Here is a 12209-nt window from a genome sequence, read left to right as displayed (position 1 = left end):
GGCGGCCCGCCAGTCGTACGCGAACTGGCAGGAGAAGCTGGGCTTCACCGGCGCGGACGCCGACGGCTGGCCGGGACAGACCTCCTGGGACCAGCTCAGGGTGCCCAGGTACTCGACCGAGTACGAGCCCTACCCGGGGGCCGACTTCTTCCAGGACAGTCCCAACAGCACGATCGTGACCAACATGGGCCGCCGACTGGTGGCCGAGGGCTGCGGGCTGTACCAGATCGGACCGGGCCCGCAGTGGTCCGACGTGGACCGCGACTCCTACGCCAAGTGGCAGGAGAAGCTCGGGTACTCCGGCGCGGACGCCGACGGCTCGCCGGGCAAGACCACCTGGGACCAGCTCCGCGTTCCCAAGAGTTAGGGCGTGTGCCCCGGTTGGGCGGTCGCCGACCGCCCAACCGGGGCGCCGGTCCCGGCCGCCCCCGCCCCACCCGCGGCGGGTGCCCCGAACCCCCACCGACGGCCTAGGCTCGGAGCGGACAAGGACGTCGAGTAAGGAACGGGTGGAAAATGGACGTACGCGGTTACATCGAGGCGCACAGGGACGAGTTCCTCTCCTCACTCAAGGAGTGGCTGGCGATCCCGTCGATCTCCGCCGACCCCGCCCACGCCGACGACGTCCGCGCCTCGGCCCGGTGGCTCGCCGACCACCTCACCGCGACCGGTTTCCCGACCGTCGAGGTGTGGCGGACACCCGGCCTGCCCGCCGTGTACGCCGAGTGGCCCGCCGCCGACCCCGACGCGCCCACCGTGCTCGTCTACGGCCACCACGACGTCCAGCCCGTCGACCCGGTGGGGGAGTGGGAGACCGATCCCTTCACGCCGACCGAGCGCGGCACCTCCCTGTTCGCGCGCGGCGCCTCCGACGACAAGGGCCAGGTCCTGTTCCACGCCCTGGGCGTGCGCGCCGCCCTGGCCGCGTCCGGAGCCGACGCCCCGCCCGTCACCCTCAAGCTGCTGGTCGAGGGCGAGGAGGAGTCGGGTTCGGTGCACTTCGCCGAGCTGATGCGCGCCAACCGCGAGCGGCTGGCCTGTGACGTCGCCGTCATCTCCGACACCACCATGTGGGCGGCCGACACCCCCTCCATGTGCGTGGGCATGCGCGGCGTCACCGACGTGGAGATCAACCTGTACGGCCCCTCCCGTGACCTGCACAGCGGCTCCTTCGGCGGCGCGGTGCCCAACCCGCTCAAGGCCATGAGCGACCTGCTGTCCGGCCTGCACGACGCCGACGGGCGGATCGCCGTCCCCGGCTTCTACGACGGTGTGGTCGAGGCCAGCGACGAGGAGCGCGAGCTCATCGCCCAGCTGCCCTTCGAAGAGAAGGAGTGGCTGGAGACCGCGGCCTCCACCGCCACCTGGGGCGAGGCCGGATACAGCACCCTGGAGCGGATCTGGCTGCGCCCGACCGCGGAGATCAACGGCATGTGGGGCGGGCACACCGGCGCGGGCGGCAAGACGATCGTGCCCCGCTCCGCGCACGCCAAGGTGAGCTTCCGACTCGTGCCCGGTCAGGAGCCCGCACACGTCCAGGACCGTGTCCGGGCCTACGTCGAGGCGGGCGTCCCCGACGGCCTGCGCGCCGAGCTGGAGTTCGGCGGCCCCGGCGTGCGCGCGTGCGCCTCCGACCTGACCTCTTCGGAGCTGCGGGCCGCGCGCACCGCGATGGAGCGCGCCTTCGGCGCCCGCGTGCTGTACACCCGCGAGGGCGGCAGCGGCCCGGAGGCCGACATCGCCGACGTCCTCGGCGCCCCCCTGGTGTTCGTCGCGGTCGGCCTGGACGAGGACCGTATCCACGCACCCAACGAGAAGGTCGAGGTCCCGCTCCTGCTCAAGGGCGCCGAGAGCGCCGCCTACCTGTGGGAGGAGCTCGCCGCCGCACGCCGCGCCTGAGCGCGCTCCGGGACGGGGCGAAGGAGCCGGAGGGACACCACCGGGCATGCGCCGCGGTCCCCGGTGGTGTTACCTGTACATGAGGACCGTGCCCCCACGGCAGACCGACCATCCGGAAGGACCCATGGACGCCGACGCCATTCCCTCGCTGTCCCGTGCCGCTGTCGACCCCGCGGGCCATCGGCGCGCGGACGCCGCGTGGTTGGAGAGGGCGTGGGCGGACCCCGACACGCGGGTGCTCGTCCTGGAGGGCGGAGACCCCGGCAGCTACGGCTGGCAGGCGGTCATGAACAAGCAGTCGCGCGCGCTCGTCACCACCGGCCAGGTGCCCGGACTCGTGCTCACCGGCCCGGACAAGGCTCCCGAGGGCGAGCGGTACCTGCTGGGCGTCCAGGACGGTACGGCCTACTTCGCGGTCCGCTCCCTCCAGGACCTCGCCGCCACCCCCACCGCCGAACCGGCGTCACTGCGCGAGGTCGGCGCTCTGCTCGACGACCGCGACACCGGCCTGCTGACCCGGGCGGTCGCGCTGGCCAACTGGAACGCCTCGCACGGCTTCTGCCCGCGCTGCGGGTCGCGCACGACCATGGCCGCGGCCGGGCACATGCGCGTATGCCAGGAGGAGGGCACCGAGCAGTACCCCCGGATGGACCCGGCGGTGATCATGCTGGTGCACCGCGAGCGCGGCGGCCGTGAGGAGGCCCTGCTGGGCAACAACCCCAGGTGGGGGTCCCACCGCTTCTCCGTCCTGGCGGGCTTCGTGGACGCCGGTGAGTCGCTGGAGCAGGCGGTGGTGCGCGAGGTGGCGGAGGAGGCCGGGATCGTCGTGGAGGATCCGCGCTACCTGTCGTCGCAGCCCTGGCCGTTCCCACGCAGCCTCATGGTGGGGTACACGGCGCGGGCGGTCGGTGAGACCGAGCGCACGGACGACGAGATCGCCGAGACCCGCTGGTTCACGCGTGAGCGGCTCTTCGCGGCCGTGGACTCCGGTGAGGTCACGCTGCCCGGCCGGGTCTCCATCGCGCGCTCCCTCATCGAGCACTGGTACGGGGGCGAGCTGCCCGGCGAGTGGTGACGCCCGAACACGGTCCGAAGCGGAGCGGAGGACCAGAACGAACACGGCCCCGCACGTCCGTCCCCCGGGATCGGTCGTGCGGGGCCCGGTGCCCGGCCTCGCGTCCCCCCGCCGCCGGCGGCGGCGGTCTCAGTTCGCGCCGGCCGAGGTGTTCAACTCGTCCGGAAGCGAGGTCAGGGGGCTCGTGCTGCTCTCCACCACGTCCCGTGCCAGGTCGGCGACCTTGCGGCCGCGCGAACGCGCCGAGGATCGTAGCCGCTCGAACGCCTCTCTGGGCAGCAGGGTGTGGCGCTCGGCCAGAACACCTATCGCCTGTTCGACGGTGACACGCGAGTGCAGGGCGTGCTCCAGCTGCGCGACCGTGTGGCGCAGCCGCTCCACCTCGGTCGCGCCCTCCGGCGCGCGCCCGGGCGACTGTGCGCGCGGCTTCGGTACACCGGCCTCGTTCGACAGCAGGTCCGCCAGGACCATGGCGCTCACCAGGTCGGGCATCTCCTGCCCGCCCTCGACCCGCCAACCCGTCGAGGTGCGGCGCACCACGCCGACGTCCAACGTGTCGGCGACCGCGATGTCATGAGGCCTCATGTCGTCCCCCAACTCAACACTCCCCGTCGTCTTCGTCCAACCAGAGGTTGGCCGTGCTGGTCGCCGGACGGTACGCGGATGCTCCGGGGCCGCGGCCCCGAGGGAGGAATCCCCGCGGTGCGGACCGCGTCCCGAGGGGGACCGCGGTCCGCGCACCGACCTACGCCAACTCGGTCAGTTTCTTCTTCACCTGAGCGAGCGACGGGTTGGTCATCGCCGCGCCGTCGCTGAAGACCAGTGTGGGAACGGTCTGGTTCCCTCCGTTGGCCTTCATCACGATCTCCGCGGACTCCGGGTGCTCCTCGATGTTCACCTCACGCCCGGTGATCCCCTCGCGGGCCAGCTGGCTCTTGAGCCGCTTGCAGTATCCGCACCACGGGGTGGTGTACATCGTGAACAGTTCGGTGCCCGTCTTCGTCATGTCGCTCATATCCACTTCCTGTCAGGCGTTCGGTGGGGATCGGTCGATCCACCACGTGACAACACCGCGTGGCGCGACCCGCTTCCCGCGACCGCCGGACACACGGTGGGACGCCTCACAGACCGGACTGGTTCCGGATTGCTCGGTGGCGCTCCGAAGGGGCGCGGTGCCGATCCGCTCCCGGTGACGGCCGATACTTGAGAGACTGATCCCCCAGAACCGCTCAGACGCCCCGACCACACGCAGGAGCACCATGGATCCCGACCGCGTCCTGGAGGGACTGGACCCGGAACAGACCCAGGCGGCACGTGCCCTGCGCGGGCCCGTGTGCATCCTGGCCGGAGCCGGGACGGGCAAGACCCGCGCCATCACCCACCGGATCGCGCACGCGGTCGCCAGCGGCGTCGTCGGCGAGCAGCAGGTCCTCGCGGTCACCTTCACCGTTCGCGCCGCCGGGGAGATGCGCGGCCGCCTGCGCGGCCTGGGCGCCCCCCGCGTGCAGGCGAGGACCTTCCACGCCGCGGCCATGCGCCAGCTGTCGTACTTCTGGCCGCAGGTGATCGGCGGCCCCCTGCCCACCCTGATCGACAGCAAGATCAAGGCGGTCGCGCGCGCCGCCCACTCGGTCGGCCTCCAACCCGACCGGACGGGTCTGCGCGACCTGGCCAGCGAGATCGAGTGGGCCAAGGTCACCCAGGTCCGCCCCACCGACTACGACAAGGCCGTCACCAAGGCGGGCCGCCAGTCGCCGATGCCCGCCGGAGAGGTCGCGCGGGTGTTCGAGGCCTACGAGGAACTGCGCCGCGAGCACAACCTCCTCGACTTCGAGTCCATGCTCGAACTCACCGCCGGCATGATCACCGAGTACCCCGCGATCGCCCAGCGGGTCCGCGACCAGTACCGGTACTTCGTCGTCGACGAGTTCCAGGACGTCAATCCGCTCCAGAAACTCCTGCTCGACGCCTGGCTCGGCGATCGCGACGACCTGTGCGTGGTCGGCGACCCCAGCCAGACGATCTACTCCTTCGCGGGGGCCACCCCCGGCTACCTGACCGGGTTCGCCGCCCGCTACCCGCACGCCACCGTCGTCGAACTCGTCCGCGACTACCGGTCCACGCCCCAGGTCGTGCGGGTGGCCAACCACGTCATCGGGCAGGCGCGCGGCACCACCGGCCACCTCACCCTCCAAGCCCAGCGGCCCGACGGGCCCGACCCGATCTACCAGGAGTACGACGACGAGCCCGCCGAGGCCACCGGGGTCGCGCGCAAGATCAGCCTCCTCATCGAACAGGGCGTCCCGGCCAGCGAGATCGCCGTCCTGGTGCGCACCAACTCCCAGTCGGCCGCCTACGAGCAGGCCCTGTCCGACGAGGGGGTGCCGTTCACCGTGCGCGGCACCACACGGTTCTTCGAGCGCCCCGAGATCAAGCAGGCCGTCCACACCCTGCGCGGCGCCCGGCACGGAGCCGCCGGCGAGGACGACGAACCGCTCGTGCGCACCGTCCGCCAGCTGCTCGGCCCGCTCGGGCTGACCGACCAGGCCCCCGAGGGCCGCCAGGCCCGTGAACGGTGGGAATCGCTGTCGGCGCTCTCCCAGCTCGCGGAGGACATGGCCGCCGTGCCCGGTCCCGACGGGGGTTCCGCCACCATGGCGCACTTCGTCGAGGAGCTCGACGCCCGCATGGCCACCGAGCACGCCCCCGGTTTCGAGGGGGTGACCATCGCCTCCCTGCACTCGGCCAAGGGTCTGGAGTGGGACGCGGTGTTCCTGGTCGGGCTGACCGAGGGCATGATGCCCATCGTCTACGCCGAGACCGACGAGCAGGTCGAGGAGGAGCGCCGCCTGTTCTACGTCGGTGTCACCCGCGCGCGTCGAGACCTGTCCATGTCGTGGTCGCTGGCCCGCTCCCCGGGTGGCCGCCGCACCCGCAAGCCCTCGCGCTTCCTGGACGGGCTGCGGCCCGCCTCCCCGTCCACGTCCGGCCGGAGGGCCGAGCGCCGCAGGGGTCCCGTGCGCTGCCGGGTGTGCGGGGTGACCCTCGCCGATGCGGCCGAGCGGAAGCTGGGCCGCTGCCTGGGCTGCCCCTCCAGCTACGATGAGGCGCTGTTGGAGCGGATGCGCGAGTGGCGCCGGGACAGTGCCCGGGAGCGGAAGGTGCCCGCGTACGTGGTCTTCACGGACGCCACCCTCCAGGCCATCGCCGAGCAGGAGCCGTCGAGCCTCGCGCAGTTGTCCGCCGTGTCCGGTGTCGGCCAGGCCAAGCTCGACCGCTACGGTGAAGCCGTACTCGCGCTGGTCGCGGGCGCCGACCCCGCCGATGTCCTGGAACGGTCCGAGCCGGGCGGTGGGGCAGAGGGCGGCACGGACGCCGAGGACGGGGAGGAGCCGATCGATGGGTGAGCGCGTGGAGGTCGAGGGCGGCGGGCAGTCCCTGTCCGATCTGCTGGAGGTACTCGACCTGGAGCGGATCGAGGACGACATCTTCCGGGGGAACAGCCCCGAGGAGGGGCCGCAGCGCGTCTTCGGCGGTCTGGTCGCGGGCCAGGCGCTGGTGGCGGCGGGGCGCACCGTGCCCACCGACCGGCACGTGCACTCCCTGCACGCCTACTTCATCCGCCCCGGTGACCCCCGTGTACCGATCGTGTACGAGGTCGACCGGGTCCGTGACGGACGTTCGTTCACCACCCGCCGCGTGGTGGCGGTCCAGCACGGCAAGGCGATCTTCACGCTGTCGGCCTCCTTCCACAAGGAGGAGCCGGGTCTCGACCACCAGATCCCGATGCCCGACGTCCCGCCGCCGGAGGACCTGCCGAGCACGCGCGAGCGGCTCCAGGAGGCGTTCGGGAAGGTGCCCGGGTTCGTCCGGTGGCACCCGATCGAGCTGCGTCCGGTGGGGCCGCTGTCCTTCGAGGCCGAGCGGAACCCGCAGTTGCGCACGGCCAGCAACCCCGTGTGGCTCAAGGTCGACGGCAAGCTCCCCGACGACCGGCTCACGCAGGTGTGCCTGATGACCTACGCCTCGGACATGACCCTGCTCGACACCGTCCTGCTCAGACACGGGAGGTCGTTCGCGGGGATCTCGATGGCCAGCCTCGACCACGCGATGTGGTTCCACCGGCCGTTCCGCGCCGACGAGTGGCTGCTGTACGCCCAGGAGGCGCCGAGCGCGCAGGGCGCGCGGGGACTGGCGCGCGGGTTGGTCTACACGCGGGACGGGCAGTTGGTGTGCTCGGTCGTGCAGGAGGGCCTGATCCGGGTCGTCGACGCCGAGGGCTGGGGCTGACCCGCCCCGGCCCGCCCCGGCCGCCGTGCCTCGGACGGGCCGCGGGGCGGGAACCGGTCGACACCCCTGGATCACCCGTCCGGGCCGTCCCCCCTCACAGCGGACTCTCCTCGAGGCCCTCCCCCGCCCGCTCGGCGGAGCCCGCGCCGCCGGTGACCCGTGGGGACGGGCCCTCGCTCTGGCCGAACGCGCTGAGCAGCGGTTGGACCGGGGCGAGGCGCGGGCGGCGGAGGCGGACGCCGAGACCAGCGCCGACCTGTTCCGCGGGCTCGGGGACCGCTGGGGGCACCGCGGGCCCGTCGGTCGCTCGCCCGCCTGGCGGAGCTGCGCGGGGACCGTGTGCGCGCGGCCGCGCTCCTGAGCGAGGACCTGGCCGCGGCCGAGGACCTGGGCCTGTGGGTGGACGTGGTCGGCACGCTCACCCGGCTCGGCCGTTCGGCGCTGGCCGACGACGACACCGGCCGGGCAGAACGGCTGTACCGGCGGGCGCTGGAGATCGCGGCGGAGCGCTCGTTCACCCGGGGCCAGGTGCGGGCCGAGACCGGGCTCGGGCGTACCGCCCCGCTCCGGGGCGACCGGGACGGTGCCCGGGCGCACCTGGGTCGGGCCGTGGAACGCGGGCGGGCGCTCGGTCTGGCGGACGAGGCCGCGGCACTGCTCGCGGAGGCGGCCGCCGGTCGGGAAGGAGCGGCGTCGCGGACGTCCGTGACGGCGTCGAACATCTGACCCGTGTTCCTCACCCCTCAGGCCAGTACACCTAGTCCCCGGGGATACGGACGCTCGCGGTGAAGATCCGGTCCACCCGGAGGCCGAAGGAGGGCGGAAGGGTGGTGCCGATGCCGAGCTGGGCGGAGTGGGCGCAGGGCGCGCTGTTCAGCGTGACGAAGGCGTCGGTGCCGTTGTGGACCGCCCACGTGCCGTCCGGGAGGTCGACGCAGCGGACGGGATCGTCGTGGACGACGGCGCCCCCGCCGGCGGTGAGGAAGACGAGCTTCCCCGTGGCCGCGGCGGCGGGCGCGGCGGTGGCGAGGATGAGCACGGCCGCCGCGGCGAGGGCGCCGGGTCCGGTGACTGTTCGACGCACGTCGACTCCTTCGGGTGGGCGGTCGGTGACGATCAGCCGCGCGTCCCGTGGAACGTCCGCGACGCGGGACCGACCTCGGTGGCCGCCCCCGTACCGCACCGGCCGGGGGCGGCACGGCGGACTAGCTCCGGACGACGAGGCTCCTGGTGTTGCCGGGCAGCGACCCGAACTCTCCGGGGCGCACGCTGTCGACGACGCGTGGATGGAAGGCGCACGACGTGGTGGACACGTAGACGCGCCGGTTGGTGTCGTTGAAGAGCGCCGTGGGGCCCTCGGGAAGCGTGATGCAGCCGACCGGGTCCTCGTACTCCACGGGCCCGTTCGCGTCGAGGAAGAGGACGAGTGTCCCGTCGGCCGGGTGCGAGTGGGTCGCCCTCTCCGGGGCGTCGGCGATGGCGGGTGCGGTCGTGGCCAGGCTGAGCGCGGCCGTGGCGGCGAGTGTTCCGAGGACTGCGGCGGTGTGGCGCACGTCGACTCCCTGTGGCATCCGAGTGATGACTCTCCGTGTCTGTTCTGTGTGGAACACCTATCACTCGTCGCGGCGCCGCGCACGTACCGGCGCGAGGGCGGCCCCGCTCCGGACGGGGCCGACCCGGTCGACCTAGTCGATCACGTGGGCGCTCTCCACGCCGGTGAGCACGAAGTCGCGCTCACCGGGGGTCACGGTGTCCAGGGCGTCGATGGGCTCGTCGCACGCGTTCAGCGACAGGACGACGGACTTGTCCGTCCGGTTGTCGATGCCGTCGACGGCGTGCGGGACGTGGTAGCAGCCCCGGGGGTCCTGGTGCTCGCGCACGATGGAGTTCCCGTACAGAAGGTAGATGACCCCGTCTGCGGCGTCGGCGGGTGCCGCGGTCAGGGTGAGCGCGGCCGCGGTGGTGAGTGTTCCGAGGGCGGCGGTGGTTCGTCGCACGTCGACTCCTTGTGTACTTGCGCCACGACACTCCGTCATGACTCCAGGTGGATCCCTATTACTGAGGGGTGGAGCCGTGTACCTGGCGGTCATGGCGCGAACCGGGGCCGCGGTGCGCCGAAACCCCCGCCGACCTCGTCGCGGGTGTGTCCAGGCCCGGGCGGCGGCGAAGGCGCGGCCGACGACCGCGGCGCGGCGGACCGGCGCTCCGGGGGCGGCGCCGGGGTGGCGGACACCGGGCCGACGGCCGCCCGGTAACGCTCCCGCGAGCGCGGACATTCCCTTGAACCCGTGGCCGGATGCGGACGTTTTCGCAGGTCAAAAATAGGTTGCTGATTTTCTTGGCTACGCCGTAGTGTGTACACCGTCGTCATGACCGCCCCTGGCGCAGGTGAAAGACCCTGCCGCCCGATCGTGAAGGAGGTGCCCATCTGATGAGCAACACCACGCAAACCACCGGCTTCGTCGCTGTCTTCGCCATGTCTTCGCGTCAGCGTCCGGTGACCGTTGCCCAGGGCACCGCCTTGAACGGTCACGGCGACGTCAACGCCGTGTTCGGCGAGTTCACCACCACCGGTAGCGGTATCGCTGGCGGTCGCGAGAGCGGCCTCGGCGGCTTCCTCGGCATGACCGGATTCCAGGGGTCCCGCCCCTCGGCGATCCAGGTCGCCAAGGGTGATGCCCGTACTGGCAGTGGTGTGTCCGCTGAGCTCGAGCTGGCTCCCGAATGGGGCGAGCCGCTGGCGAACCACGCCGAAACCGCCCGGCGCCGCTACGGCGCAGTGGGGGAGTGTCCACGGAGGATTCCGGCCTAGAGCAGAACAGGCCGAGAGTTTCGACCGTGGCCGCGGACCCCGCACAGGGGCCGCGGCTTTCTTTGTATCTCCGTAGCCGGACTCCGTCCCCCAGGGGCGGTGGACGGCCTCGGCGACATCGCAAGTCCAGGTCCCGCACCGGACTCGTCCGGTGGCAGCAAGCACCGACCGCGTTGTACGAAACGAACAAAGATCTTGGAGGGCACCGATGCTTGCGTCGGTCCTGCAAACGCCCTGGCTGGGTGAGACCGAAGTTCCCTGCCGACTCCAGCCCGACCTGTTCTTCGCCGAGGCACCCGCCGACGTCGAGGCCGCCAAGGCCGTATGCGGCTCGTGCCCCGTCAAGGAGCAGTGCCTGGCGGACGCGCTGGAGCGCAAGGAGCCGTGGGGTGTCTGGGGCGGGCAGCTGCTCGTCGCGGGCCAGGTCGTGGCGCGCAAGCGCCCTCGGGGCCGCCCCCGGAAGAACCCCGCTCCGGTCGCCGCCTGACCCCACCCCACCGATCCCGAACACACTTCCCACGAAGGAACGAAGAACGATGATGCTGCTTCAGGAACTCATGCGCGTGGTCGAGAGCGCGGAAGTCGAACCCCGTCGCCGAGAGAGCCTCCGGCTCGGAGCGCGCCAACTGCGCGCGCGCCAGCGGGAGGAGCGCCGTTTGGAGGAGGCGCTCATGGAAGTCGCGTGGTCCAGGCTGTGTTGACGCACGGCTGACCGGTGGGAGGGCGGCGGACGGTAGGCCCTCCACCTGATCATTCACGCGCGGTGGGGGCCGGGCGGTGACCTTCGGACGGGGTCACCGTCCGGTCTCGTTTTCGTTGCGGATGGATCATGGAACCACTGCCGGGGGTGTCCGTGTGCTGCTTCCAGCGGCCGGAACATCGTCCTGCTCAGAGTGGAATTCGCCACACCGCAGGGCCTTTCGTGCGTGTCGGGTCACCCGGTCATCACGGAGCAGGCGGACAATTCTCCGCAAGACGCATCTGTGCTGCGGGGCTTCCCTCGGCTACCGTAAAGTTCGTGCCCTCAGACACCAAAGTCGAGGTACGCCGCAGTCCTCGTCGCCGACGTACCGTGTCGGCCTACCGGGACGGGGACACCACGGTCGTCCTCGTGCCCGCGACGTTCTCCCGCGCTGAGGAAAAGCGCTGGGTGGGACGGATGCTGCAACGGCTGGAGGCCCGCGAGGGCCGACGGCACTCCGGCGATCGGGAGCTGCACGAGCGCGCGTTGGAGCTGGCCCGCCAGTTCCTCGACGGGACCGAGCTGCCCGAGTCCGTGCGCTGGGTGGACAACCAGAACGCGCGCTGGGGTTCGTGCACCCCCGAGACCCGCACGATCCGCATCTCCCGACGGCTGGTCGGCATGCCCTCATGGGTGGTGGACTACGTACTCGTCCATGAGCTGGCACACCTGTTCCACGCGCACCACGGCCCCGAGTTCTGGGAGCTGGTGCGGCGCTACCCCAAGGCCGAGCGTGCCCGGGGCTACCTGGAGGGGTTCAGCGCCGCCTCGCGTCTGGAGCCCTGCGACCAGGAGGACGTTCCCGAGGAGGAAGAGGACACCGCTGGGGTCGCGGCCGAGGACTGACCGCCGCCCTTGATCTCCGCCTGGGAGGACGCGGAGCGGGTCACGGCTGCGGGGCTCCCCGTGTCGTCACCTACCCCGCCTCGAGGGTGGGGCTGGTCGCGGCGAGGCGGCCCAGAAGCGGGGAAGACCTGGCGGCCGTGGACACCGGGGAAACGGCCGAGCGACTTCGTCCGCGCGTACGTCGGGATCGGCCGCGAGGCGGTCGCCCGCGGTGTGATCGCGGTGCTGGAGGCGCACGGTTCACCGTCCTCGACCAGGTTCGTGAACGCGTCGAGTCCCGCACCGACCCGAAGACGCCGCAGGAGCGGGTTCCCGGAGGCCTGCGAGGGGGAGGCCCGACCGCGCGGATCGAGCCTCCGCGAACGCGTGGGCGCCGTCTTCAGCGTCCGTCCTAGTCGTTGTTTCCGCCGCTGTGGTGTCCGCCGCCACCGCCACCGCCACCGTGACCGCCACCGTGACCGTGGCCGCCACCGTGGCCGTGGCCGTAACCGCCACCGTGGCCGCTGTGGTGCCCCCACCCGTGCCCGTGGCAGTGGTAGTGCCTG

16 protein-coding genes are annotated in these 12209 nt (G+C 72.0%); 10 read left to right on the top strand and 6 right to left on the bottom strand.

The features are described 5' to 3' along the window. The 3 genes from D471_RS32480 to nudC form a co-directional block, all read left to right on the top strand. Positions 1-367 (top strand): peptidoglycan-binding protein (locus D471_RS32480; protein WP_017596901.1); only part of this gene is annotated, 367 nt, incomplete at its 5' end. Between the two features lie 149 nt (positions 368-516). After that, positions 517-1899 (top strand): dipeptidase, encoded by a 1383-nt coding sequence (locus tag D471_RS0100995; RefSeq protein WP_017596900.1) that lies wholly within the window; start codon positions 517-519, stop codon positions 1897-1899. 124 nt (positions 1900-2023) lie between these two features. Next, complete coding sequence (nudC, locus tag D471_RS0100990) at positions 2024-2974, top strand: NAD(+) diphosphatase (protein WP_017596899.1); 951 nt, start codon at positions 2024-2026, stop codon at positions 2972-2974. A 129-nt stretch (positions 2975-3103) separates the two neighbouring features. Here the strand turns inward: nudC and D471_RS0100985 are convergent, their stop codons facing one another. Together D471_RS0100985 and D471_RS0100980 are read right to left on the bottom strand one after the other, a co-directional pair. Further along, positions 3104-3559 carry an ANTAR domain-containing protein gene (locus D471_RS0100985; RefSeq protein ID WP_017596898.1) on the bottom strand — a complete coding sequence of 152 codons (456 nt, stop codon included), beginning with the start codon at positions 3557-3559 and terminating at the stop codon, positions 3104-3106. Positions 3560-3719: 160 nt separating this feature from the next. After that, the gene (locus D471_RS0100980; protein WP_026127285.1) at positions 3720-3980 is read right to left on the bottom strand and encodes a mycoredoxin; all 261 of its coding nucleotides are present in this window, start codon (positions 3978-3980) and stop codon (positions 3720-3722) included. 253 nt (positions 3981-4233) lie between these two features. Between D471_RS0100980 and D471_RS0100975 the strand changes: the two genes are divergently transcribed. Together D471_RS0100975 and tesB are read left to right on the top strand one after the other, a co-directional pair. After that, the gene (locus D471_RS0100975) at positions 4234-6381 is read left to right on the top strand and encodes an ATP-dependent DNA helicase UvrD2 (protein ID WP_017596896.1); all 2148 of its coding nucleotides are present in this window, start codon (positions 4234-4236) and stop codon (positions 6379-6381) included. Next, positions 6374-7264 (top strand): acyl-CoA thioesterase II, encoded by an 891-nt coding sequence (tesB, locus tag D471_RS0100970; RefSeq protein WP_017596895.1) that lies wholly within the window; start codon positions 6374-6376, stop codon positions 7262-7264. The genes D471_RS0100975 and tesB overlap by 8 nt, the downstream gene beginning before the upstream one ends. A gap of 94 nt (positions 7265-7358) precedes the next feature. Here the strand turns inward: tesB and D471_RS39275 are convergent, their stop codons facing one another. Beyond that, a complete protein-coding gene (locus D471_RS39275; protein WP_017596894.1) occupies positions 7359-7553 on the bottom strand; it encodes a hypothetical protein in 195 nt (64 codons plus the stop codon). 50 nt (positions 7554-7603) lie between these two features. Between D471_RS39275 and D471_RS0100960 the strand changes: the two genes are divergently transcribed. Beyond that, positions 7604-7990 (top strand): hypothetical protein, encoded by a 387-nt coding sequence (locus tag D471_RS0100960; RefSeq protein WP_017596893.1) that lies wholly within the window; start codon positions 7604-7606, stop codon positions 7988-7990. A 31-nt stretch (positions 7991-8021) separates the two neighbouring features. Here the strand turns inward: D471_RS0100960 and D471_RS32475 are convergent, their stop codons facing one another. From D471_RS32475 to D471_RS0100945, 3 genes are all read right to left on the bottom strand, one after another. After that, positions 8022-8348, bottom strand: coding sequence for a hypothetical protein (locus D471_RS32475; protein WP_083924003.1), 327 nt, complete (start codon positions 8346-8348; stop codon positions 8022-8024). A gap of 121 nt (positions 8349-8469) precedes the next feature. After that, positions 8470-8817: a hypothetical protein gene (locus tag D471_RS0100950; protein WP_152486187.1), complete on the bottom strand. Its 348-nt coding sequence runs from the start codon at positions 8815-8817 to the stop codon at positions 8470-8472. Positions 8818-8949: 132 nt separating this feature from the next. Next, the gene (locus D471_RS0100945; RefSeq protein ID WP_017596890.1) at positions 8950-9261 is read right to left on the bottom strand and encodes a hypothetical protein; all 312 of its coding nucleotides are present in this window, start codon (positions 9259-9261) and stop codon (positions 8950-8952) included. A 434-nt stretch (positions 9262-9695) separates the two neighbouring features. Between D471_RS0100945 and D471_RS0100940 the strand changes: the two genes are divergently transcribed. The 4 genes from D471_RS0100940 (at position 9696) to D471_RS0100925 (ending at position 11664) form a co-directional block, all read left to right on the top strand. Then, on the top strand, positions 9696-10076 hold the full coding sequence (locus D471_RS0100940) for a hypothetical protein (RefSeq protein WP_017596889.1): 381 nt from the start codon (positions 9696-9698) through the stop codon (positions 10074-10076). 208 nt (positions 10077-10284) lie between these two features. Further along, on the top strand, positions 10285-10563 hold the full coding sequence (locus tag D471_RS0100935) for a WhiB family transcriptional regulator (RefSeq protein WP_017596888.1): 279 nt from the start codon (positions 10285-10287) through the stop codon (positions 10561-10563). A 49-nt stretch (positions 10564-10612) separates the two neighbouring features. After that, on the top strand, positions 10613-10777 hold the full coding sequence (locus D471_RS40665) for a hypothetical protein (RefSeq protein WP_017596887.1): 165 nt from the start codon (positions 10613-10615) through the stop codon (positions 10775-10777). 317 nt (positions 10778-11094) lie between these two features. Then, the gene (locus D471_RS0100925) at positions 11095-11664 is read left to right on the top strand and encodes a M48 metallopeptidase family protein (RefSeq protein ID WP_026127284.1); all 570 of its coding nucleotides are present in this window, start codon (positions 11095-11097) and stop codon (positions 11662-11664) included. The last annotated feature ends 545 nt before the right edge of the window (positions 11665-12209 follow it).

Source organism: Nocardiopsis lucentensis DSM 44048 (assembly GCF_000341125.1).
Classification (GTDB): domain Bacteria; phylum Actinomycetota; class Actinomycetes; order Streptosporangiales; family Streptosporangiaceae; genus Nocardiopsis; species Nocardiopsis lucentensis.
The sequence above is the reverse complement of the archived record's forward strand: the minus strand, read 5'-3'. Positions and strand labels throughout refer to the sequence as shown.

Excerpts from the sequence above, each read along its gene's own strand:
- D471_RS0100985 (WP_017596898.1), bottom strand. The coding sequence starts at position 3,559 with ATGAGGCCTCATGACATCGCGGTCGCCGACACGTTGGACGTCGGCGTG.
- D471_RS40665 (WP_017596887.1), top strand. The coding sequence starts at position 10,613 with ATGATGCTGCTTCAGGAACTCATGCGCGTGGTCGAGAGCGCGGAAGTC.
- D471_RS0100935 (WP_017596888.1), top strand. The coding sequence starts at position 10,285 with ATGCTTGCGTCGGTCCTGCAAACGCCCTGGCTGGGTGAGACCGAAGTT.
- tesB (WP_017596895.1), top strand. The coding sequence starts at position 6,374 with ATGGGTGAGCGCGTGGAGGTCGAGGGCGGCGGGCAGTCCCTGTCCGAT.
- D471_RS0100995 (WP_017596900.1), top strand. The coding sequence starts at position 517 with ATGGACGTACGCGGTTACATCGAGGCGCACAGGGACGAGTTCCTCTCC.
- D471_RS0100975 (WP_017596896.1), top strand. The coding sequence starts at position 4,234 with ATGGATCCCGACCGCGTCCTGGAGGGACTGGACCCGGAACAGACCCAG.
- D471_RS0100940 (WP_017596889.1), top strand. The coding sequence starts at position 9,696 with ATGAGCAACACCACGCAAACCACCGGCTTCGTCGCTGTCTTCGCCATG.
- nudC (WP_017596899.1), top strand. The coding sequence starts at position 2,024 with ATGGACGCCGACGCCATTCCCTCGCTGTCCCGTGCCGCTGTCGACCCC.
- D471_RS0100980 (WP_026127285.1), bottom strand. The coding sequence starts at position 3,980 with ATGACGAAGACGGGCACCGAACTGTTCACGATGTACACCACCCCGTGG.